Below are 22,106 nucleotides of genomic sequence, written 5' to 3'. Positions count from 1 at the left end.
AAACCAGTCGCCCTTTCAGATAAGAGTGGCTGGATGTGTCTTTAAACTATAATTCCATCTTTTTTGCAGGGACATGGACGACCGATGTCTGCCACCTATCGCGATGCCTTGCGTGCTGCGCTGCTTTACTTGCTCCTTTCCGCCGTTTGGCTGGCGTTCAGTGACTATTTATTGAACAGTTTCTTCGATAGCTCCGATGAGCGACTGCGATGGCAACTGATCAACGGTTACGTCTGGGTGGTGCTGAGCGCCGGATTGATCTTTCTCGCTCGGGCGCGATTGTTCCGTTGCCTGGGGGTCGGTGCCCGATTGCGTGAGCGCAGTGAAGACCGGGAGCGTTTGCGGCAGGCGGCCGCGGTGTTCGATTGCACCCGTGAAGGGGTGCTGGTGACCGACCACAGTGGCTTGATCGTTCATGTGAACCGCGCTTTTATGGAAATCACCGGTTATCAGAGCGAGGAAGTGCTGGGTCAGCGACCCAGCCTGTTCAAGTCCGGTCGTCACCCGGCGAGTTTCTACCAGGCGATGTTCGCGATGCTCGACAGCTCCGGCGAGTGGAGCGGGGAAATCTGGAACCGTCGCAAAAGCGGCGAAATCTACCCGCAATGGCAAACCATCCGCATCATTCTTGACGACGATGGGCGACGTAGCCATCACGTGGCCGTGTTTTCCGACATCAGCGCGATCAAGAACTCCGAGCACGAACTGACGCACCTGGCTCACCACGATCCGCTGACGGATCTGCCCAACCGTTTGTTGTTCAACGATCGCGCCGAGCAAGCCCTGGCTTCCGCCCAGATCCACAAGCGCGGCTGCGCCCTGCTGATGATCGATCTGGATCACTTCAAGATGATCAACGACAGCCTTGGGCACACCATTGGCGATCAACTGCTCAAAGCCGTCGCCGAGCGCTTGAAAGCCCTGTTCGGGCCGGGCATCACCCTGGCGCGGCTGGGCGGTGATGAGTTCGCCGTGCTGGCTGAAAGCTGTCCGCAGCTGGTGCATGCCGCGGCGCTGGCACAGCGGATCATCGATGGCCTCAAAGAGGCGTTCCCTATTGACGGGCATCAGCTGTTCATCAATGCCAGCATCGGTATCAGCCTGTTCCCTGGCGATGCCTTGAGCGCTGAGCAACTATTGCGTAACGCCGATTCGGCGTTGTTCAAGGCCAAGAGCACGGGTCGCAATGGTTACGCCCTGTACACCGAAGAACTGACGGCCCATGCCCAGCAACGGGTTGAGACGGCATTCGAACTGCGCCACGCGTTGGACCAGCAAGAGTTGCGGGTTCATTACCAACCGGTCCACGACCTCAAAACAAGTCGCCTGATTGGCGTCGAGGCGCTGGTGCGCTGGGAGCATCCACAGCGTGGCCTGGTGTCGCCGGCAGAATTCATCCCCATCGCCGAGCGTACCGGGCTGATTGCCGAAATCGATGCCTGGGTCATGCAGCAGGCGTGTCAGCAAATGTGCCAGTGGCTGCAGGCCGGGGTGGTGTTGTCGTTTGTCGCCGTGAATGTGTCGTCGCGTTTGTTCGCCCGCCGTGAGCTGTATCAGCAGGTGGCGCAGGTGCTGCATGAAACCGGGCTGGATCCCGCCTATCTGGAACTGGAAGTCACCGAAAGCGCGGTGATGGATGACCCGGAAGTGGCGCTGGAACAGATGCATCGACTGCGCGAATTGGGCGTGCGGCTGGCCATCGATGACTTCGGCACGGGTTATTCCTCATTGCTGCGGCTCAAGCGTTTGCCAGTGCAGAAGCTCAAGATTGATCAGGGCTTTGTGGCCGGGTTGCCGTGGGATGACGATGACGTGGCGATCGTGCGGGTGATCATTGCGTTGGCCCAGAGCATGGGCATGCAAGTGCATGCCGAGGGGATCGAGCAAGTCGAGCAGGCGGGCTTCCTGCTCGAACAGGGCTGCGATTTGGGGCAGGGGTATTGGTTCGGGCGGCCGGTACCGTCTGAGCAGTTGGATTGGATGCATACGCCAGAAATTCGCTAAACGCTTAAAAGATCGCAGCCTTCGGCAGCTCCTACAAGGGATCGCATACCTCTGTAGGAGCTGCCGAAGGCTGCGATCTTTTGATCTGTGGGCGCCAAGCCCCTGCGCAAACCCTTGTCTCTCCAAATAATGTCTTCTGGTTATATAAACATTCTTAAATAGTCTTTTTAAGAATAACTGCGCTTATCTACTATTGGTCTCACGCCGTAAGCAGTGCCGCCACTGCCAGGCAACCTCTCAGTCAAAGGAGCAGCACCATGAGCGCATCCCTACGTAGCGTTGACGGCCAGGACGAAGCAACCATCTTGCGTGAGATCCAGAGCGCATTGCGCGACCTGCGGTTTGGCGCCGTGGAAATCACCGTGCACAACGCCCAGGTGGTCCAGATCGAACGTAAAGAAAAATTCCGCTTGCAGAACCCGGCCAGCAAATCGAGCTGAAGCCAAAGATCAAAAGATCGCAGCCTGCGGCAGCTCCTACGGGGGATTTGTGTAGGAGCTGCCGCAGGCTGCGATCTTTGAGCAGGCAACCGATTCCAGATCATAAGAAAAGCCATCACCAACAGAATTCCAGGAGCTTTCACCATGTCGTCGATTCGTCATTTCGCTTTGGCCGCCCTGGCCAGCGCCCTTTTTGCAGGCTCCGCGGTTGCCAAGGATTACGAACTGCTCAACGTGTCGTACGACCCAACGCGTGAGCTGTACCAGGATTACAACGCCGAGTTCGTCAATTTCTGGAAGAAAGACCACGCGGGCGACAACGTGAAAATCCAGCAATCCCACGGCGGTTCGGGCAAGCAAGGCCGGGCAGTGATCGATGGTCTGCGCGCCGACGTGGTGACCCTGGCGCTGGCGGGTGATATCGACGAAATCGCCAAGCTCGGTAAATCCCTGCCGGCCGATTGGCAGGCGCGTTTGCCGGACGCGAGCACACCTTACACCTCGACCATCGTGTTCCTGGTGCGCAAGGGCAACCCTAAAGGCATCAAGGACTGGGGTGATCTGGTCAAGAATGACGTGTCGGTCATCACTCCAAATCCGAAAACCTCCGGCGGCGCACGCTGGAACTTTCTCGCGGCCTGGGCCTATGGCCTGAAAGCCAACGGCGGCAATGAAGCGAAAGCCAAAGAGTACGTGCAAACCCTGTTCAAACACGTGCCAGTGCTGGACACCGGTGCTCGCGGTTCGACCATTACCTTCGTCAACAACGGTCAGGGCGACGTGTTGCTGGCCTGGGAAAACGAGGCCTTCCTGGCGCTGAAAGAAGAGGGTGGTGCTGACAAGTTCGAAATCGTCGTGCCTTCGCTGTCGATCCTTGCCGAACCGCCAGTAGCGGTGGTCGACAAGAACGCCGAGAAAAAGGGCAACGAGCAGATCGCCGAGGCGTACCTCAAGCACCTGTACAGCCCGGCCGGTCAGGAAATCGCGGCAAAAAACTTCTATCGTCCACGTGACAAGGAAGTGGCTGCCAAGTACGCCAAGCAATTCCCGACACTGGATCTGGTGACCATCGACAAGGACTTCGGCGGCTGGAAAACCGCTCAACCGAAATTCTTCAATGACGGTGGTGTGTTCGACCAGATTTACTCGGCGCAATAACCAGAGCCAAACAACGAGCCTGATGCTTGGGCACATAACATGTGGGAGCGAGCCTGCTCGCGAAGGCGGTACTTCAGGCGACAGGGATGTTGACTGATACGCCCTCTTCGCGAGCAGGCTCGCTCCCACATTGATGCGTTTAGCGGAATGCGTTTTTAACCAAGGACTTTTATGTCGCGTCGTATCTCCCCCGTCATACCCGGCTTCGGGCTGACGCTGGGCTACACCTTGGTGTACCTCAGCCTGATTGTGCTCATTCCACTGGCGGCGATGTTCGTGCATGCCGCCCAACTCACCTGGGATCAGTTCTGGGCAATCGTCACGGCGCCACGGGTGCTGGCGGCGTTGAAGCTGAGCTTCGGCACCGCGCTGTACGCGGCGATCATCAACGGCATCATCGGCACGCTGCTGGCCTGGGTGCTGGTGCGCTATACCTTCCCGGGTCGCAAGATCATCGATGCGATGATCGACCTGCCCTTCGCATTGCCCACTGCCGTGGCCGGTATCGCACTGACCGCGCTGTACACCCCGACCGGCCTGGTGGGGCAGTTCGCGGCGGACCTGGGTTTCAAGATCGCCTACACCCCCCTCGGCATCACGCTGGCGCTGACATTTGTAACGCTTCCATTCGTGGTACGTACAGTACAGCCAGTATTGGCCGATATCCCGCGTGAAGTCGAAGAAGCGGCGGCTTGCCTCGGTGCCAAACCGTTGCAGGTTTTCCGCTACATTCTGGTGCCTGCCTTGCTGCCGGCCTGGTTGACGGGTTTCGCTTTGGCCTTTGCCCGTGGGGTCGGCGAGTACGGCTCGGTGATTTTCATCGCCGGTAACATGCCGATGAAAACCGAGATTTTGCCGCTGCTGATCATGGTCAAACTCGACCAGTACGATTACACCGGCGCTACCTCCATTGGTGTACTGATGCTGGTGGTTTCCTTCGTCCTGTTGCTGCTGATCAACTTGCTGCAGCGGCGCATCGAAACCCCATAAGGAGGCGCAAAACATGTCCCAATCGTCTATTGCAGCGGCCTCCTCGGCCAACGCTGCCCGCCGTGGCAGCGCCACTTCGCGGCGAATCCTGATCGGCCTCGGCTGGCTGATTTTTGCGCTGTTTTTGTTGCTGCCGCTGTTCATCGTGGTGTCCCAAGGCCTGAAGCTGGGTCTCGGTGCGTTCTTCACCGCGATCTTCGAACCGGACGCACTGTCCGCGCTGAAACTCACGGTGATCGCCGTGCTGATTTCGGTGCCGCTGAACGTGGTGTTCGGTGTCAGCGCCGCGTGGTGTGTGAGCAAGTATTCGTTCCGTGGCAAAAGCATGTTGGTCACACTGATCGACCTGCCGTTTTCGGTCTCGCCGGTCATCGCCGGTCTGGTTTACGTGTTGATGTTTGGTGCCCAGGGCCTGTTCGGGCCATGGTTGCAGGATCACGACATCCAGATCGTCTTCGCCTTGCCAGGTATTGTGCTGGCGACGATTTTCGTCACCGTGCCATTCGTGGCGCGCGAGCTGATCCCGCTGATGCAAGAGCAGGGCACTCAGGAAGAAGAAGCCGCGCGGTTGCTGGGCGCCAATGGCTGGCAGATGTTCTGGCACGTCACCGTTCCCAATATCAAATGGGGCCTGATCTATGGCGTGGTGCTCTGTACGGCGCGGGCCATGGGTGAATTCGGTGCGGTGTCGGTGGTTTCCGGGCACATTCGCGGGGTGACCAACACCCTGCCGCTGCACGTCGAGATCCTCTACAACGAATACAACCACGTGGCCGCGTTCGCGGTAGCGAGCCTGTTGCTGATCATGGCGCTCTTCATCCTGCTGCTTAAGCAGTGGAGCGAAAATCGTATTAACCGCCTGCGCGCCAGCGCCGCGGAGGAATAATTCATGTCGATCGAAGTGCGTAACGTCAGCAAGAATTTCAACGCGTTCAAGGCGCTGAACAACATCAGCCTGGACATTCAAAGCGGCGAACTGGTGGCGCTGCTCGGCCCGTCGGGTTGCGGCAAAACCACGCTGCTGCGGATCATCGCCGGCCTGGAAACCCCGGATCAGGGCAACATCGTGTTCCACGGTGAAGACGTTTCCGGCCATGACGTGCGTGATCGCAACGTTGGCTTTGTGTTCCAGCATTACGCCTTGTTCCGCCACATGACGGTATTCGATAACGTCGCCTTCGGCCTGCGTATGAAGCCGAAAAACCAGCGTCCGTCCGAAAGCCAGATCGCGGTGAAAGTTCACGAACTGCTGAACATGGTGCAACTGGATTGGCTGTCGGATCGCTACCCGGAGCAGCTTTCGGGCGGTCAGCGTCAGCGCATCGCATTGGCCCGTGCCCTGGCGGTGGAGCCGAAGGTGCTGCTGCTCGACGAACCCTTCGGCGCCCTCGACGCCAAGGTGCGTAAAGAGCTGCGTCGCTGGCTGGCGCGGCTGCACGAAGACATCAACCTGACCTCGGTATTCGTCACCCACGACCAGGAAGAGGCGATGGAAGTGGCCGACCGGATTGTGGTGATGAACAAAGGCGTGATCGAGCAGATCGGCTCACCGGGCGACGTCTACGAAAACCCGGCCAGCGATTTTGTTTATCACTTCCTGGGTGACTCCAACCGGTTGCATCTGGGGGAGGACAACCATGTGCTGTTCCGACCGCACGAAGTGTCATTGTCGCGGCATGAACTGGAAGATCACCACGCGGCCGAAGTGCGGGATATCCGCCCATTGGGCGCGACGACGCGGGTGACGTTGAAGGTCGAAGGCCAGAGCGAGCTGATCGAAGCTGAAGTGGTGAAGGACCACGACAGCCTGATCGGATTGGCGAAGGGTGAAACGTTGTTCTTCAAACCGAAGGTCTGGCAGAAACTCGCCAACCTTTAAGATCAAAAGATCGCAGCCTGCGGCAGCTCCTACAGGGGTACGACATCTGTAGGAGCTGCCGCAGGCTGCGATCTTTTAAAACGGCCTAAGCCGCCGCATTTTTCGGATTAACCCGTACTCCACCCGCCCGCGCCTCTATCTGCTCTTTGAGGTCATGCCGCAACCCCAGCAAAAACGCCAACTCGGCCACCACAAACAAGGGCCCGACAATCAGCCCCGTCACATCATCGACAAACGCCGGTTTGCGCCCTTCATAGTGGTGCCCGACAAACTGGATCGCCCAGCCCACCACAAACATTCCGATACCGCTCGCCAGCCACACCAGTGTACTTTGCGCCGCCAACACATGACCGAGCCACACAGAAAGTCCCAGCAACGCGGTCATCAACACACCCAGCCGCCACTCCAGGCGCAGGTAAAACCACGCCGACGCCAGTGCTGCCAGCATCGCTGGTGAAAGCCAGCCTCCGGCCCATTGCGGGCGTGACAGCAACACCGCGACGGCGACCACAATCAGCGGAATGCCAATGAAATGGCTGGCGATGTTGCGCGGGTCACGGTGATACGCGGCGTATTGACTGAGATGGTCAATGAGGCTTTTCATTGTTATTCCTCCTGTAGGGTGAGTGATCATGCCCCGGGTTCACGGCTCGCTCTGTCAGCCAGGCGACAATCTCCAGGAGTTTTCATGGACATGCAGGTTTGGCGTTCGCGTCTGATGACGGGACAATGGTTCAGCCATTTACCGGTTTCCTTACAGGATAGTCTGCTGTCCGTCGCCAAGGTGCGGCGCTTGGCGCCGGGTCAGCGGCTGTTCCAGCGCGGCGATCCGCCCTGCGGTTTGTATGCTGTGCTCGAAGGCGCCGTGCGTATCGGCGCGGTCAGTGAACAAGGCAAAGAGGCGCTGCTGAGCCTGGTGGAACCACCGCACTGGTTTGGTGAAATCTGTCTGTTCGACGGACAGCTGCGCACCCACGATGCGTTCGGCGTGGGCCCGTGCACCCTGCTGCACATCCCGCAAAACGCACTGCTGGCGTTGCTCGACGAACAACCGGTGCACTGGCGGCAGCTGGCATTGTTGATGAGCCAAAAACTGCGCATGACCTTCATCAACCTCGAGCAGCTGAGCCTGATGCCGGCTCCGGCCAGATTGGCGCATCGCTTGCTGATGATCGCCGAGGGTTACGGCGAAATCGCCCCGCCGCGACGTGTGCTGCAACTGCCGCAGGAGCAGCTTGCTTCAATGTTGTCGCTGTCGCGCCAGACCACCAACCAGATTCTCAAGGATTTGCAGGGGCAGGGGATTCTCGACCTCAGCTATGGCGAGATCGAAATTCTGGATGCCGCTCGGCTGCGGGCGTTGGCAATGGTTTAAACATTTCAGCTTCACGCAATCCATGTAGCAGCTGGCGAAGCCCGCGTCCGGCTGTGTGTAGGAGCGAGTTTGCTCGCGATGGTCGTTCAGCCACAGAAAATGTGTCGGATGTTCCATCTTCGCGAGCAAGCTCGCTCCTACACACAGCCGGACGCGGGCTTCGCCAGCTGCTACACGGATCTCGTTATGGCTTAACTGACCGGCATTAGTCGGTATTGGTGGGCTTTCTTTGCGAAGGCGCCTAGCCTGTGATGACGACAATCGAGGTGTGCCATGCGTGTGCTGTTAGTGGAAGACGAGCCGGAGACCGCCAAACTCCTGGCCAACGGCCTGAACGAGGCGAGTTACTCGGTGGATGTGGCGCTCAACGGAATGGACGGCCGCCGCTTTATCGAAACGGGCGAGTACGAGCTGATCATCCTCGACGTCATGCTGCCGGGGCTAAACGGCTGGCAATTGCTGCAACAGATCCGCAAGCTCGGTGAAACGCCGGTACTGCTCCTCACCACCAGGGACGGCATCGAAGATCGCCTGCGCGGGCTGGAGTTGCATGAAGACGATTACCTGCTCAAGCCGTTTGCCGTGAGCGAACTGGTGGCGCGGGTGCGCAAGTTGTTGCGGCGTGATAAGGGGCGCTGAAGTTTCAGAGGCCGCCTTCGCGAGCAGGCTCGCTCCCACATTATTCTCTGGGGATCACAAAGGGTGTGTTCACTGAAGATCCAATGTGGGAGCGAGCCTGCTCGCGAAGAGGCCAGACCAGACAACCCACCTTCCGAATCTATCACCTCAACCCATCCCGAAACTGCCCCGGCGTCATCCCGGTCCAGCGTTTGAACGCGCGGCTGAAGCTGCTCGTATCGGCAAACCCCAGCAAATAACTGATCTCGCTCAACGAGCATTGCAGGTCGCGCAGGTGCAGCAGCGCCAGGTTTTCGCGACTTTCATTCAGCAGCGTGTCGAACCGACAACCTTCGTCCGCCAAGTGCCGCTGCAGACTGCGCAAGCTCAGGTGCAGGGTCTGGGCGATGTGTTCGGCGCTGGGCTCGCCTTCCGGTAATTGCTCTTCAATGGCGTCGCGGACTTTGCGTTCCCAGGTCAGGGGCTTGAGTTGCGCGAGGGTGCGATTGAGCACGGTTTCGTTGTGCTCGGCCAGTTCCGGGTTGGCGTCATCCAGGTGACTGTCGAAATCCTCCAGAGAAAATTCCAGTCGGTCTTCGTCGGCGGAAAAGTACACCGGCGAGCGGAAGACTTTGTGCCATTGATGCGGGTCGGCCGGTTCCGGACGGCGCAGGTACACCGCCAGCGGAGCGTACTCGCGGCCCAGTCGATTGCGGCAGGTGCGCACGTAAATCGCCGTGAAGGCATCGATGGCTTCGAAGGCCGGCGCCGGATTGCCTGGCGGGATTTTCAGGCGAAAGCGATAACGGTCCTCGGTGCGGCTTAATTCAAGCTCCAGGGCATCACTGACCACCTGGTGATAGCGCACGATGCGCTCAAACACTTCCCGCAAACTGCCGCTGGCCACCAGCGCATAACCGAGCGCATGAAAAGTGGTGGGGCTGACGAAACGCGAGACGCGCAAGCCAATCGCCGGGTCGCCGCTGACCTGCACGGCGATTTCCCACAAGCGCGTGGTGGCGGACAACGGGTAACGGGCGTTCGGGTCGTCCATCAATTGCGGATCAAGCCCCGCCTGGTGACACAGGGCGGTGCTGTCGAGGCCCAGCGCATCAAGTTGCTTGCGCAGGGCGCGGGTCCAGCTGGCGAGGGAGGTCGGTTCGGTCATGCTGATTGGCGCTTCCGGTCAACAGGTTGGCGTTCACGGCTACCGTCCCGGGAAGGATCTCAGGGCAGGATGCGAACATCAATAACCAGAGGATGGAAGCATGCACGGTACTTCTGCAAGTCCCCAGCGACTGAATGCAACTCAACGATCAGCGCATATTCGCGAAGTGGTATTGGCCAAGGGCGTCGAACTGCGTCAGCGCTACCCGATTCTCAACCATCAGGATGCTTTGGGCGCAGGCATTCTGGCCTTCGCTTTGGCCGCAATGGTCGGTTCGGCAGCGCTGTACATGACGGGACACATGGCCTGGTGGGTGTGTCTGTTACTGAATGCATTTTTCGCGTCGTTGACTCACGAACTGGAGCACGACCTGATCCACAGCATGTACTTTCGCAAACAACGTGTGCCGCACAACCTGATGATGGGGCTGGTCTGGCTGGCGCGGCCGAGCACGATCAATCCGTGGATCCGTCGCCATCTGCACCTGAATCATCACAAGGTCTCGGGCACCGAAACCGACATGGAAGAACGCGCCATCACCAACGGCGAACCCTGGGGTTTCGCACGGCTGCTGATGGTCGGCGACAACGTGATGTCGGCGTTCATCCGCATGCTGCGTGCCGAAACCTGGACGCAAAAGATCAGCATCCTCAAGCGCGCCCTGAAGGTCTACGCGCCACTGGCGTTGCTGCATTGGGGCGCGTGGTATGTGTTTCTCGGTTTTCACGCGGCCAATGGCATCGCTCATCTGCTGGGTGCACCGATTGAATGGTCGGCGACCACCTTGTCGGTGATGCAGGTGATCGATATCGCTGCGGTGGTGATCATCGGACCGAACGTGTTGCGTACTTTCTGCCTGCACTTCGTCAGCTCCAACATGCACTACTACGGTGACGTAGAGCCGGGCAATGTGATCCAGCAAACCCAAGTGTTGAACCCTTGGTGGATGTGGCCGTTGCAGGCGTTCTGCTTCAACTTCGGCAGCACCCACGGGATTCATCACTTTGTGGTGAAGGAACCGTTTTATATCCGTCAGATGACCACGCCCGTGGCGCATAAGGTGATGCGCGAAATGGGTGTGCGGTTCAACGACTTCGGCACGTTTGGCCGGGCGAACCGGTTTGTGCGCAAGGAAACAACAGAGGCCCGGCAGGTTCAGGCCTCCCAGGCGTGACAGGTGCACCGGAAACTCAAAACGGCAAGGAAGCCGGTCATCAATCTGACCCAAAGCGCCGATAAGGTATGACCAAGGTGTTCATCGAGGGCTGATAGTTATATGCGTTTATTGTCTATCAAAGTAATTAAATATTCCTTTAATAGATAAGCGTTTCAGCCAATCATTGCATCCAGCGGTGTTGATCAGCGCTCACAGATTTTGAGTTTCCGGGGCCGTCTCCTTGGCAGGGTGCGGTCCCTTTTTTGCCTGTAGGAGCTGCCGAGTGAAACGAGGCTGCGATCTTTTGACTTTGCTTTTTAAAAAAACAACATCAAAAGATCGCAGCCTCGTTTCACTCGTCAGCTCCTACAGTCCTACAGTCCTACAGGGTATTTTTTATATTCTATATGGGTCTTAATAAATAGCTTCTTATTCCTTAACGAATATAACTCTCCTCCCTATACTTGATCGGGAACAGACACGCAGCAGGAGAGTTCCCCCATGCGCAACGAATCAATTCGCTACCTGATTGTGCCGGGCTGGCAAGGATCGCCAGACGATCATTGGCAAAGCCACTGGCAAAACAGCTTGCCGAACAGCGCACGGGTGGAACAGGCCGATTGGCTGACCCCTCGCCGTGAAGATTGGGTCGCGGCGCTGGCCGAAGCGATTGCCGCCGACAGCACGCCGGTGATCCTGATTGCCCACAGCCTGGGTTGCATCACCGTCGCCCATTGGGCGGCCACGGCGCCTGTGCAGTTTTTGCGTCAGGTTCGCGGTGCATTGCTGGTTGCACCGGCGGACGTCGAACGTCCGGCCTGCGCGCCAGCCCTGCGTAACTTCGCACCGATTCCGACGAACCTTTTGCCGTTTCCGAGTCAAGTTGTCAGCTCAGATAACGACAGTGCCGTGAGTGCACCGCGTGCATTGGAACTGGCGCGCAACTGGGGTGCCGAAGCGGGGATTTTGTCGGGGGCCGGGCACATCAACGTGAAGTCCGGTCACCAGCGTTGGGAGCAGGGTTTTGCCTACCTCTATCGCCTGCAAAACCGCATGGAGCATCACGCCCTGCGCCGCGCTTGAACCTTTTCGTCCTTACTTTTTTTTTTAGAATCGGCCCCCGCCTCCCGGCGGTTTTGGGCGGGAGTTTGCCATGAGTTTTGAAGCCTTCGGTCAGCCATTGCTGACCTTTCCCGACGCAGAAAAAAGTCCCCTTAGCATCCGCGCCAAGGCGCTGGTGTTCGTCGATTCGCGCTCTCGCCAATTGCGCCAGGAACTGGAGCAATTGGCCCCGCGCGCGATCTCGGTATTGATTCGCGGTGAAACCGGCACCGGCAAGGAGTTGCTGGCACGCCACATCCACCGCGCCAGTGATCGCGGCGGGTTGTTCGTCTCGGTCAACTGCGGGGCCATCAGCCCGACTTATGCCGATGCCGAATTGTTCGGTTATGCCGCCGGCAGTTACAGCGGTTCGGCCAGCAGCCGGGCCGGCTGGTTCGGTTCGGCCAACGGCGGCACGCTTTATCTGGACGAGATCGGCGACTTGCCTTTGCCCATCCAGATCAAATTACTCGCCGCCCTGGAAAACCATGAAGTCACTCGCGTCGGCGCGCATCAACCGAGTCCGGTAGATGTGCGACTGGTGGCCGCGACCAGCATCGACCTGGCCCAAGCGGTGGCCGCCGGCAAATTCCACGAGCGGCTTTATCACTACCTCAGTGAAGGCCAGCTCGAATTGCCGGCCTTGCGTGAACGGGTGGGCGATATTTTGCCCCTGGCTGAATATTTCCTCGGCATCTATAGCCAGCGACTGGACCTGCCGGTGCCGCTGATCAGCGAGACGGCGCAGAGTGTGCTGGAGCGACACAGGTGGCCGGGCAACACCCGTGAGTTGGAAAACGTTATTCACTTTGCCTTATTGGTGAGTAGCGGCGACGAGATTCTGCCGGAACATTTGAATTTGCTTGAGGCGGCTGCGCCGTTAGTGCAGATCGAGCAGCAACTGAAGCAGATTCTCAGTAAAGGCACCGCCACAGAGAAAGCAGCGCTGAAACATCTACTTGTAGGAGCGAGCTTGCTCGCGATGGACGTCAACGATGACGCGGCTTTCTGAATGTACGCGTTGTCCTTACGCCCCTCGCGAGCAAGCTCGCTCCTACAGGGTTGGAGTTGTATGAGCAAAATGGAATATGAAAGTGAATAAAAGATATTATTCGGGAATAAAAAATCCCGGTATTGTCCGCGTCACGCCAGCGATAGCACTTCACTGGCACACGTACTTGAAGCCGTCGTCGATGACGACCGTGATTTTGATAAGGACACTGCATGAAAAAGGTTCTGTTGTTCACCGCATTGGCGGCTGCCCTGACTGCCGGCCTGGCCCAGGCGGGTGAGAAACTGGTGGTTGCGGCGACCCCAATCCCACACGCCGAGATTCTGGAACTGATCAAACCCACCCTCGCCAAAGAAGGCGTGGACCTGGAAATCAAAGTCTTCACCGACTACGTTCAGCCGAACGTGCAGGTCGACCAGAAGCGTCTGGATGCCAACTACTTCCAGACCCTGCCGTACCTGAAAAGCTTTAACGAAGGCAAAGGCACTAACCTGGTCACCGTGATCGGTGTGCACGTTGAACCTTTCGGTGGCTACTCGAAGAAAATCAAAACCCTGGCTGAACTGAAAGACGGCGCGACCATCGCGATTCCGAACGAAGGCAGCAACAGCGGCCGTGCCCTGATCCTGTTGCAGAAGGCTGGTCTGATTGAGTTGAAAGACCCGAAAAACGCCCTGGCTACCCCGAAAGACATCGCCAAGAACCCGCACAACTTCAAGTTCAAGGAACTGGAATCGGCCATGCTGCCGCGTGTTCTGGACCAGGTCGACCTGGACATGATCAACACCAACTACGCGTTGGAAGCAGGCCTGAACCCGGCCAAAGATGCGCTGGTGATCGAAGGTGCCGATTCGCCTTATGTGAACTTCCTGGTGGCTCGTCCGGACAACAAGGACAGCGTTGCGATCCAGAAACTGGCCAAAGCCTTGACCAGTCCTGAAGTGAAAGCATTCATCGAGAAGAAGTACAGCGGCGCGGTACTGCCGGCGTTCTGATTCGCGAGGTAAACCTCTTCAAGGTTTCAAACGCCGACGGCTTTCGATAGCGTCGGCGTTTTTTATTGCGCCCGGAAAAGCAAAAGATCGCAGCCTTCGGCAGCTCCTACAGGGGCATGCATACACCCTGTAGGAGCTGCCGAAGGCTGCGATCTTTTGCTTTAGGTCACCCGGGTCTTCAACGCCCTGCGTAACGCTATCAGCCACTTCACGATGTCCTGCGGATTCATCCGTTGCTGCACTTTTACGTCAGCCATTTTCTCTTCCTTGTGAGGGTTCGGCCGGGGAGTCTGGCCAAAAGCTGTACGTCCTTGGAGGGGCGTTCTGAAAAAAAGATCCCTCCTACAGCTCAAAGGAAAATAGCCGTCTTCCGTCGCCTCGGCAAATCTGCAGGATGGCTTTTTGCGTGATATCAATAGGCTTTAACGGTATTTGGCACGGGTGATTGTTCTCAATATTTGGGTGGCCGTTAAAAGATCGCAGCCTTCGGCAGCTCCTACAGAGTGTACGCATACCCGTGTAGGAGCTGCCGAAGGCTGCGATCTTTTGCTTTTGATCTTAATCCGGCCAATACCACGCCGGCTCATCCAGCAACCGCTGCCCGACGACCCCGGTCTGGCCGAAGTTTTTCTCCAGCACAATGCAGTTGCATTCCAGATCCTCCTGCAACGCCGAAATCAATCTCCGCGCATGAGAAACCACCCACACCTGACACTGCTCCGACGCCCGGATAATCAACCGCGCCAACGCCGGTAACAGGTCCGGGTGCAGGCTGGTTTCCGGCTCGTTCAGCACCATCAGAGTCGGTGGCCGTGGCGTCAGCAGTGCCGCCACCAGCAGCAGATAGCGCAATGTGCCGTCCGACAACTCGGCTGCCGACAACGGCCGCAACAATCCTTCCTGATAAAACTCGATGGAAAAACGTCCACCGGCCAGCGGTTCGATGTGCAGTCGTGCGCCGGGGAACGCGTCACTGATCGCGGCTTGCAATGCCTCGGGGTCGCCGATTTCGATGATGGTCTGCAGCGCCGCCGCCAGATCCCTGCCGTCGTGGTGCAGAACCGGTGTGCGGGTGCCCAGTTGTGGCTGCCGCACCGGGGCATCGGCATCACTGCGAAAGTGATCGTAGAAGCGCCAGCGGCGGATGAACTCGCGCATCTCCAGTACCTCCGGCGAGGTACGCAAGCTGCCGACTTGATCGAACAGACTGTCAAAAGTTGGCGTGTGCTGAGCCAGCACGTCCCAGCTGCGGTTGGCTCGGGCGCGGATCATCGGGCCGTCGCGATCCACCAGCAGGCTCGCTGGACGATAGAACGGCCCGGCCCAGAGGCATTCGCGCTTGATTTGCGGGTCGAGGCTGAAACGTGACGGAATGGGTGAAGTGTGCCCGGGTAGCATGAAATGGCCGTTGGATTCGGGTAGCCCCAGACTGATCGAGTAACCGAAGTCATCCCCGGCAAACCCCAGGCGCAGACGCTTTACCCCCTGTCTTACCGTTGCTTCGATCGGGACTTCGCCGCTACGCATGCGTCGGCTGATGTTTTCCGGTCCGGCCCAGAACGTCGAATCCAGCCCACCCTCCCGGGCCACGGCATTGACCACACCACCCTGGGCGGTTTCCGCCAGCAGGCGCAACGCGCGGTAGAGGTTGGACTTGCCACTGCCGTTGGGCCCGGTGATCAGGTTCAACCGACCCAGCGGGATCACCAATTTATTGATCGAGCGGTAATTGGCCACCGCGAGGGTTTTGAGCATGGGAAGCTTCCTGCTGCATGGTCCGCCAGTTTGCCTTATTGTCGGGGCCAAGGTGTTACCCCCCTGTAGCAGCTGGCGAAGCCTACGTCCGGCTGCGCAGCAGTCGTAAATCCGGCTTGCACGGTCTGCCTGATGCACCGCGAGCGCTGATTTTACGACTGCTGCGCAGCCGGACGCAGGCTTCGCCAGCTGCTACAAGGATTGCGGCGTGATCGCTTAATTTGAAGCCGTTAGCTGCACCCTTGGAACCCTGTTCTACGCTCTCAGTCGTATCGTCACTGGTACGCCCATACAACGCAAAGGAGTCTGCATGGCTGGTCCCGGATTGAAAGTAGCGGTTGGCTTGAGCCTCTTGGCTTTGCTCACCGCTTGCGGTGACAAACCCCAAGTCGAAAAGGACCGTCCACGGGTTTTTGTACAAGAGGTCAAATCGGCTGATTACGCCGCGTCCGTGACACTCACAGGTGATGTACAAGCGCGAGTCCAGACCGAACTGTCGTTCCGCGTCGGCGGCAAGATCATCCAGCGCACGGTCGATGTCGGCGCCCGGGTGTCGGCCGGGCAAGTGCTCGCCAAACTCGATCCCAAGGACCTGCAAACCAACGTTGATTCGGCCCAGGCTCAGGTTGTCGCCGAGCAGGCGCGGGTCAAACAGTACGCAGCCGCTTTCGTTCGCCAGCAAAAACTCCTGCCCAAGGGCTACACCAGCCAAAGCGAATACGACGCCGCTCAAGCCGCCTTGCGCAGTAGCCAAAGCGCCCTGACGGCGGCCCAGGCGCAATTGGCCAACGCCCGTGAACAGCTGAGCTACACCGCGTTGATGACCGACGCGCCGGGCGTTATTACCGCGCGCCAGGCCGAAGTCGGCCAAGTGGTACAGGCCACCGTGCCGATTTTCAGCCTGGCCCGGGACGGTGAGCGCGACGCCGTATTCAATGTCTACGAATCGCTGCTGGCCGAGCCGCCAGTGGACAAAACAGTGGTGGTCAGCCTGCTCGATAACCCGGCCATCAAAACCACCGGCACTGTCCGGGAAATCACCCCCGCCGTTTCCGCGCAAACCGGAACGGTGCAGGTCAAAGTCAGCCTTAACGGTCTGCCGGAAGGTATGCAACTCGGCTCGGTGGTCAGTGCGACGGCGAAGACACCGGGCAAGTCTGCGGTGGAACTGCCCTGGTCGGCGCTGACCAAAAACATCAGTGAACCCGCCGTGTGGCTGGTGGACGGCGACGGCAAGGCGCAACTGCATTCTGTCACCGTCGGCCGTTACCTGACCGGCAAAGTCATCATCAGTGGCGGTCTTGAGGGTGGCGAAAAAGTCGTCATCGCTGGCGGCCAGTTGCTGCACCCCGGCGTGGCAGTGGAAATTGCCGAAAATACCTACAAGGATTTAAGCGCAGGAGCCCAGCCATGAAGCGTCTGTTACTGGTGTTCGCCGGTGTGATGCTGGTGGCCTGCTCGAAGAAAGAACCACCCCCGGAGCCGGTACGTCCGGTGTTGTCCATCAAGGTGCAGGCCCTGGACGAAGAAAATCTGGGGCGCTTCGCCGGCAGCATCCAGGCCCGCTATGAAAGCAATGTCGGTTTCCGGGTGCCGGGACGCATTGCCAGTCGCAACGTCGACGTCGGTGCCGAAGTCGACAAAGGTGCCTTGCTCGCCACGCTCGATCCCACAGACCAACAGAACCAACTGCGCTCGGCTGAGGGTGATCTGGCGCGCATCGAGGCGCAGTTCATCAACGCCCAGGCCAACGCCAGGCGTCAGCAGGAGTTGTTCGATCGCGGGGTCGGTGCCCAAGCGCAACTGGATGTCGCCCAGACTGACCTGAAAACTACCCAGGCCTCCCTCGATCAGGCCCGGGCCTCGCTCAGCCAGGCCAGGGACCAACTTAACTATGTTGAGCTGCGCACCGATCACAAAGCCATTGTCACGGCGTGGAACGCTGAAGCCGGGCAAGTCGTCACCGCAGGTCAGCAAGTGGTGACCCTGGCGCAGCCGGACATCAAGGAAGCGGTGATCGACCTGCCCGACACCCTGGTCGACCAGCTGCCGGCGGACGTGGTGTTTGAGGTCGCGGTGCAATTGGCCCCGAACATCACCACCACGGCCATTGTTCGCGAAATCGAACCCCAGGCCCAAAGCGCGACCCGTACCCGCCGGGCCCGTCTGACCCTTGCCGATACGCCTGCAGGCTTTCGCCTGGGTACAGCGATCAGCGTGACCCTGCGCTCGGCGATCAAGCCGCGTATCGAATTGCCCCTGAGCGTGCTGGAGGAGGTCGATGGGAAAACCCGGATTTGGGTCATCGATCCACAGACGCAAACCGTTTCACCGCGAGACGTCAGCCTCATCAGTCGCACGGACAGCACGGTCGTTCTGGCCGATGGCGTGAAGTCCGGTGAGCGGGTGGTCAGCGCCGGTGTCAACAGCCTCAAACCGGGGCAGAAAGTGAAAAGCGACGAGGACAGCCCACAATGAAAGGGAGTTTCAATTTATCCGAATGGGCCCTCAAGCATCAGTCGTTTGTCTGGTATTTGATGTTCGTCGCGCTGTTGATGGGCGTGTTCTCGTACATGAACCTGGGTCGCGAGGAGGACCCCTCGTTCACCATCAAAACCATGGTGATTCAGACGCGCTGGCCGGGCGCGACCCAGGAAGAAACCCTCAAGCAGGTGACCGACCGCATCGAGAAAAAACTCGAAGAGCTCGACTCGCTCGACTATGTGAAAAGCTATACGCGCCCCGGTGAATCCACGGTCTTCGTGTACCTGCGCGACACCACCAGCGCCAAGGACATCCCGGAAATCTGGTACCAGGTGCGCAAGAAGATCAACGACATCCGCGGCGACTTCCCCAAAGGCCTGCAAGGGCCGGGGTTCAACGACGAATTCGGTGACGTCTTCGGTTCGGTGTACGCCTTTACCGCTGACGGCTTGTCGATGCGTCAGTTGCGTGACTACGTGGAACAGGTTCGCGCCGAAGTTCGTGACGTCCCGGGGCTGGGCAAAGTCGAGATGGTGGGCGAGCAGGATGAAGTCCTCTACCTGAATTTCTCTACCCGAAAACTGGCGGCACTGGGCATCGATCAGCGCCAGGTGGTGCAGAGCCTGCAATCGCAGAATGCCGTGACGCCGGCCGGGGTCATCGAAGCCGGTCCCGAGCGGATTTCCGTCCGCACCTCCGGGCAGTTTGCGTCCGAGAAAGACCTGGCCAACGTCAACCTGCGGCTCAACGATCGTTTCTATCGTCTGGCCGACGTCGCCGACATCAGCCGTGGCTATGTCGACCCGGCGACACCGGAGTTTCGCTTCAATGGCCACCCGGCCATCGGCCTGGCCATTGCTATGAAAAAGGGTGGCAACATCCAAGTGTTCGGCAAAGCGTTGCACCAACGCATGACCGACCTTACAGCTGACCTGCCGGTGGGCGTCGGCGTGCACAACGTTTCCGACCAGGCCGAGGTGGTGGAAAAGGCTGTCGGTGGCTTCACCAGTGCGCTGTTCGAGGCAGTGGTGATCGTGCTGATTGTCAGCTTCATCAGCCTCGGCGTGCGTGCCGGCCTGGTGGTGGCGTGCTCCATTCCGCTGGTGCTGGCGATGGTTTTCGTCTTCATGGAATACAGCGGCATCACCATGCAACGGATCTCTCTTGGCGCATTGATCATTGCCCTCGGCCTGTTGGTCGACGACGCGATGATCACGGTCGAGATGATGGTGACGCGCCTGGAGATGGGCGAAACCAAAGAGCAGGCGGCAACATTCGCCTACACCTCGACCGCGTTCCCGATGCTGACCGGCACCCTCGTGACTGTCGCCGGGTTTGTGCCCATCGGGCTCAACGCCAGTTCTGCGGGCGAGTACACCTTCACCCTGTTCGCGGTGATTGCCGTGGCGATGATCGTGTCGTGGGTGGTCGCGGTGCTGTTCGCCCCGGTGATCGGCGTGCACATCCTTAGCACCAACGTGAAGCCTCACTCGGCAGAACCGGGTCGCATCGGTCGGGTGTTCAATGGCGGGATGCTGTGGGCCATGCGCAATCGCTGGTGGGCCATCGGGATTACGATCGCGTTGTTCGTGGCGTCGGTGTTTTCCATGCAGTTTGTGCAGAACCAGTTCTTTCCGTCTTCAGACCGCCCGGAAATTCTCGTCGACCTGAACCTGCCACAAAACGCCTCGATCGCCGAGACGCGCAAGGCTGTGGACAAGCTCGAAGCGACGCTCAAGGGTGACCCGGACATCGTGCGCTGGAGTACGTACATTGGCGAAGGTGCGATCCGTTTCTACCTGCCCCTCGACCAGCAATTACAGAACCCGTACTACGCGCAATTGATCATTGTCAGCAAAGGCCTGGCGTCACGCGAGGCCCTGAGCCAGCGCTTGCGTGAGCGGCTGCGCAAAGACTTCGTCGGCATTGGCAGTTACGTTCAGGCGCTGGAAATGGGGCCGCCGGTGGGCCGACCGATTCAGTACCGGGTCAGCGGCAAGGACATTGATCAAGTGCGCAAACACGCGATTGCCCTGGCCAGCGAACTGGATAAAAACCCGCACATCGGCGAGATCATTTACGACTGGAACGAGCCGGGCAAAGTCCTGCGTGTCGACATCGCTCAGGACAAGGCCCGGCAATTGGGCCTGTCGTCGGAAGACGTGGCGAACCTGATGAACAGCATCGTCGTCGGCGCGCCGGTGACGCAGGTCGATGACGATATTTATTTGATCAACGTCGTCGGCCGCGCTGAAGACGCGGAACGGGGCACGCCTGAAACCCTGCAGAACCTGCAAATCGTCACGCCGAGCGGGACGTCTATTCCATTGCTGGCCTTCGCCACCGTGCGCTATGAACTTGAGCAACCCCTGGTCTGGCGCCGTGACCGTAAGCCGACGATCACCATCAAGGCCGCCGTGCGTGATGAGATTCAGCCGACCGACCTGGTGAAACAGCTCAAACCGGACATCGACAAATTCGCCGCCACGCTGCCAGTCGGCTACAAGGTCGCCACCGGCGGCACGGTGGAGGAAAGCGGCAAGGCCCAGGGGCCGATTGCCAAGGTGGTGCCGTTGATGCTGTTTTTGATGGCGACGTTCCTGATGATCCAGTTGCACAGCGTGCAGAAACTATTCCTGGTGGCCAGCGTCGCGCCGCTCGGGCTGATCGGCGTGGTGCTGGCGCTGATCCCGACGGGCACGCCCATGGGCTTTGTGGCGATCCTGGGGATCCTCGCGTTGATCGGCATCATCATCCGCAACTCGGTGATTCTGGTCACCCAGATCGACGCGTTGGAGAAGGAGGGCCTTTCACCGTGGGACGCCGTGGTGCAAGCCACGGAGCATCGTCGTCGACCGATTCTGCTGACGGCCGCGGCGGCGAGCCTGGGGATGATCCCGATTGCACGGGAAGTGTTCTGGGGGCCGATGGCGTACGCGATGATTGGCGGGATCATTATTGCGACGTTGCTGACGTTGCTGTTTTTGCCGGCGCTTTATGTGGCCTGGTACAAGATCCGTGAACCGAAGAAAGGGGCTGCCTAAAGGCGAGCGCTGCGCGCTCTATTCGCGAGCAAGCCCGCTCCCACAGTTGACCGAGTTGTTCAGGCCAACCCGGCTCCCTGTGGGAGCGGGCTTGCTCGCGAAGGCGCCAGTACAAACACCGCTAACGTCTGTTCCTTAAACTTTGCGCCAAACACTCGCCAACCAAGGCTGCTGCTCCCGCGGCAGCCCCGCAGGCCGGTAGTAATGCTCCAGCTCCACAAACCCGGCGTCGGTCAGCAGTGCCTGCCACGCCTGCAAATCGTGGTAGGCCCCATAACGCGGCCCATTCCACCCCTCCTGATTCTCACCCCGGGGATTGGAGCTGAACAACACACCCCCCGGCTTCAATGCACCGCGCAATTGCTTCAACACCCGGGGCAATTCCTGGCGCGGAATATGAAACAGCACCGCATTGGCAAAAATCCCGTCGAAACGCTCATCCGGCAGATCAAGCTTCAGGAAGTCCTGCTGCCACACCTCACAACCACTGTCCTCCCGAGCCATCTGCGCGAACTTCTCCGAGCCATCCAGCCCGACAGCCGTGTGCCCCATGCGCGTGAACGTTTGCAAATCGCGCCCGGGACCACAGCCGAAGTCGAGAATGCTGAACGGCGCCTCGCCCTGAATGTGCCGCAACAGCGCATCGATGTTCTGGCTGACATCGTGATCGCGAGTCCCTTCGCGAAAACCTTCGGCCACCGAGTTGTAATGGCCCAGGGTGGTGGAGGTGATCTGCTGGAGGTCGTCGGGGGTTTGTTTCATGGTCGGCTGCGCAGGTAATTGGGATTCGCCGAATATACGCCAAGAGGCTGGTGGCTGCTTCGCAGCCATTCGCGAGCAAGCCCGCTCCCACACTGAATCGCGCCGTACACAAATTGTGTGTTCGCTGACAATCAACTGTGGGAGCGGGCTTGCTCGCGAAGGCGA

Annotated in this window: 19 protein-coding genes; 15 read left to right on the top strand and 4 right to left on the bottom strand. The window is 59.1% G+C overall.

Annotated features, from left to right (window positions below; genetic code table 11):
• Positions 1-84 precede the first annotated feature (84 nt).
• The 6 genes from dibA to JFU37_RS11655 all read left to right on the top strand — a co-directional run bounded on the left by dibA (position 85) and on the right by JFU37_RS11655 (position 6,471).
• The gene (gene dibA / locus JFU37_RS11680; RefSeq protein WP_201115442.1) at positions 85-2,004 is read left to right on the top strand and encodes a phosphodiesterase DibA; all 1,920 of its coding nucleotides are present in this window, start codon (positions 85-87) and stop codon (positions 2,002-2,004) included.
• Positions 2,005-2,261: 257 nt separating this feature from the next.
• Entirely contained in the window at positions 2,262-2,444 is a 183-nt protein-coding gene (gene oscA / locus JFU37_RS11675) for a sulfur starvation response protein OscA (protein ID WP_201115441.1), read from the top strand.
• A 144-nt stretch (positions 2,445-2,588) separates the two neighbouring features.
• On the top strand, positions 2,589-3,602 hold the full coding sequence (locus JFU37_RS11670; RefSeq protein WP_201115440.1) for a sulfate ABC transporter substrate-binding protein: 1,014 nt from the start codon (positions 2,589-2,591) through the stop codon (positions 3,600-3,602).
• A 171-nt stretch (positions 3,603-3,773) separates the two neighbouring features.
• The gene (gene cysT / locus JFU37_RS11665; protein ID WP_201115439.1) at positions 3,774-4,592 is read left to right on the top strand and encodes a sulfate ABC transporter permease subunit CysT; all 819 of its coding nucleotides are present in this window, start codon (positions 3,774-3,776) and stop codon (positions 4,590-4,592) included.
• Positions 4,593-4,605: 13 nt separating this feature from the next.
• A complete protein-coding gene (gene cysW / locus JFU37_RS11660) occupies positions 4,606-5,478 on the top strand; it encodes a sulfate ABC transporter permease subunit CysW (protein ID WP_201115438.1) in 873 nt (290 codons plus the stop codon).
• A gap of 3 nt (positions 5,479-5,481) precedes the next feature.
• Complete coding sequence (locus JFU37_RS11655) at positions 5,482-6,471, top strand: sulfate/molybdate ABC transporter ATP-binding protein (RefSeq protein WP_201115437.1); 990 nt, start codon at positions 5,482-5,484, stop codon at positions 6,469-6,471.
• Positions 6,472-6,556: 85 nt separating this feature from the next.
• On the opposite strand, the gene JFU37_RS11650 is transcribed toward JFU37_RS11655, so the two are convergent.
• On the bottom strand, positions 6,557-7,075 hold the full coding sequence (locus JFU37_RS11650) for an Mpo1 family 2-hydroxy fatty acid dioxygenase (protein ID WP_201115436.1): 519 nt from the start codon (positions 7,073-7,075) through the stop codon (positions 6,557-6,559).
• Positions 7,076-7,159: 84 nt separating this feature from the next.
• Here JFU37_RS11650 and JFU37_RS11645 point away from each other — a divergent pair, with 84 nt between their 5' ends.
• Both JFU37_RS11645 and JFU37_RS11640 read left to right on the top strand, forming a co-directional pair.
• A complete protein-coding gene (locus JFU37_RS11645) occupies positions 7,160-7,846 on the top strand; it encodes a Crp/Fnr family transcriptional regulator (protein ID WP_201115435.1) in 687 nt (228 codons plus the stop codon).
• Positions 7,847-8,119: 273 nt separating this feature from the next.
• Positions 8,120-8,485 carry a response regulator gene (locus JFU37_RS11640; RefSeq protein ID WP_201115434.1) on the top strand — a complete coding sequence of 122 codons (366 nt, stop codon included), beginning with the start codon at positions 8,120-8,122 and terminating at the stop codon, positions 8,483-8,485.
• Positions 8,486-8,627: 142 nt separating this feature from the next.
• Here JFU37_RS11640 and JFU37_RS11635 read toward each other — a convergent pair whose 3' ends face one another.
• Positions 8,628-9,632, bottom strand: a complete 1,005-nt coding sequence (locus JFU37_RS11635; RefSeq protein ID WP_201115433.1) for an AraC family transcriptional regulator — start codon at positions 9,630-9,632, stop codon at positions 8,628-8,630.
• 100 nt (positions 9,633-9,732) lie between these two features.
• Between JFU37_RS11635 and JFU37_RS11630 the strand changes: the two genes are divergently transcribed.
• From JFU37_RS11630 to JFU37_RS11615, 4 genes are all read left to right on the top strand, one after another.
• Positions 9,733-10,806 carry a fatty acid desaturase gene (locus tag JFU37_RS11630; RefSeq protein WP_201115432.1) on the top strand — a complete coding sequence of 358 codons (1,074 nt, stop codon included), beginning with the start codon at positions 9,733-9,735 and terminating at the stop codon, positions 10,804-10,806.
• A 483-nt stretch (positions 10,807-11,289) separates the two neighbouring features.
• A complete protein-coding gene (locus JFU37_RS11625) occupies positions 11,290-11,871 on the top strand; it encodes an alpha/beta hydrolase (protein ID WP_201115431.1) in 582 nt (193 codons plus the stop codon).
• Positions 11,872-11,941: 70 nt separating this feature from the next.
• Positions 11,942-12,901, top strand: a complete 960-nt coding sequence (locus tag JFU37_RS11620) for a sigma 54-interacting transcriptional regulator (protein WP_201115430.1) — start codon at positions 11,942-11,944, stop codon at positions 12,899-12,901.
• A 212-nt stretch (positions 12,902-13,113) separates the two neighbouring features.
• On the top strand, positions 13,114-13,896 hold the full coding sequence (locus tag JFU37_RS11615; protein WP_201115429.1) for a MetQ/NlpA family ABC transporter substrate-binding protein: 783 nt from the start codon (positions 13,114-13,116) through the stop codon (positions 13,894-13,896).
• A 558-nt stretch (positions 13,897-14,454) separates the two neighbouring features.
• Here JFU37_RS11615 and JFU37_RS11610 read toward each other — a convergent pair.
• Entirely contained in the window at positions 14,455-15,651 is a 1,197-nt protein-coding gene (locus JFU37_RS11610; RefSeq protein ID WP_201115428.1) for an AAA family ATPase, read from the bottom strand.
• A 310-nt stretch (positions 15,652-15,961) separates the two neighbouring features.
• Here JFU37_RS11610 and JFU37_RS11605 point away from each other — a divergent pair, with 310 nt between their 5' ends.
• The 3 genes from JFU37_RS11605 to JFU37_RS11595 are packed head-to-tail and all read left to right on the top strand — an operon-like array spanning position 15,962 to position 21,179.
• Entirely contained in the window at positions 15,962-17,065 is a 1,104-nt protein-coding gene (locus JFU37_RS11605; RefSeq protein WP_201115427.1) for an efflux RND transporter periplasmic adaptor subunit, read from the top strand.
• Positions 17,062-18,129, top strand: coding sequence for an efflux RND transporter periplasmic adaptor subunit (locus tag JFU37_RS11600; RefSeq protein ID WP_201115426.1), 1,068 nt, complete (start codon positions 17,062-17,064; stop codon positions 18,127-18,129). The genes JFU37_RS11605 and JFU37_RS11600 overlap by 4 nt, the downstream gene beginning before the upstream one ends.
• Positions 18,126-21,179, top strand: coding sequence for an efflux RND transporter permease subunit (locus JFU37_RS11595; protein WP_201115425.1), 3,054 nt, complete (start codon positions 18,126-18,128; stop codon positions 21,177-21,179). The genes JFU37_RS11600 and JFU37_RS11595 overlap by 4 nt, the downstream gene beginning before the upstream one ends.
• A gap of 135 nt (positions 21,180-21,314) precedes the next feature.
• On the opposite strand, the gene JFU37_RS11590 is transcribed toward JFU37_RS11595, so the two are convergent.
• Complete coding sequence (locus JFU37_RS11590; RefSeq protein WP_201115424.1) at positions 21,315-21,941, bottom strand: class I SAM-dependent methyltransferase; 627 nt, start codon at positions 21,939-21,941, stop codon at positions 21,315-21,317.
• Positions 21,942-22,106: the final 165 nt, after the last annotated feature.

It is taken from the genome of Pseudomonas sp. TH41, from assembly GCF_016650695.1.
Taxonomy (GTDB): domain Bacteria; phylum Pseudomonadota; class Gammaproteobacteria; order Pseudomonadales; family Pseudomonadaceae; genus Aquipseudomonas.
Note: the sequence above shows the minus strand (reverse complement) of the source record. Positions and strands in the feature narration are given on the sequence as shown.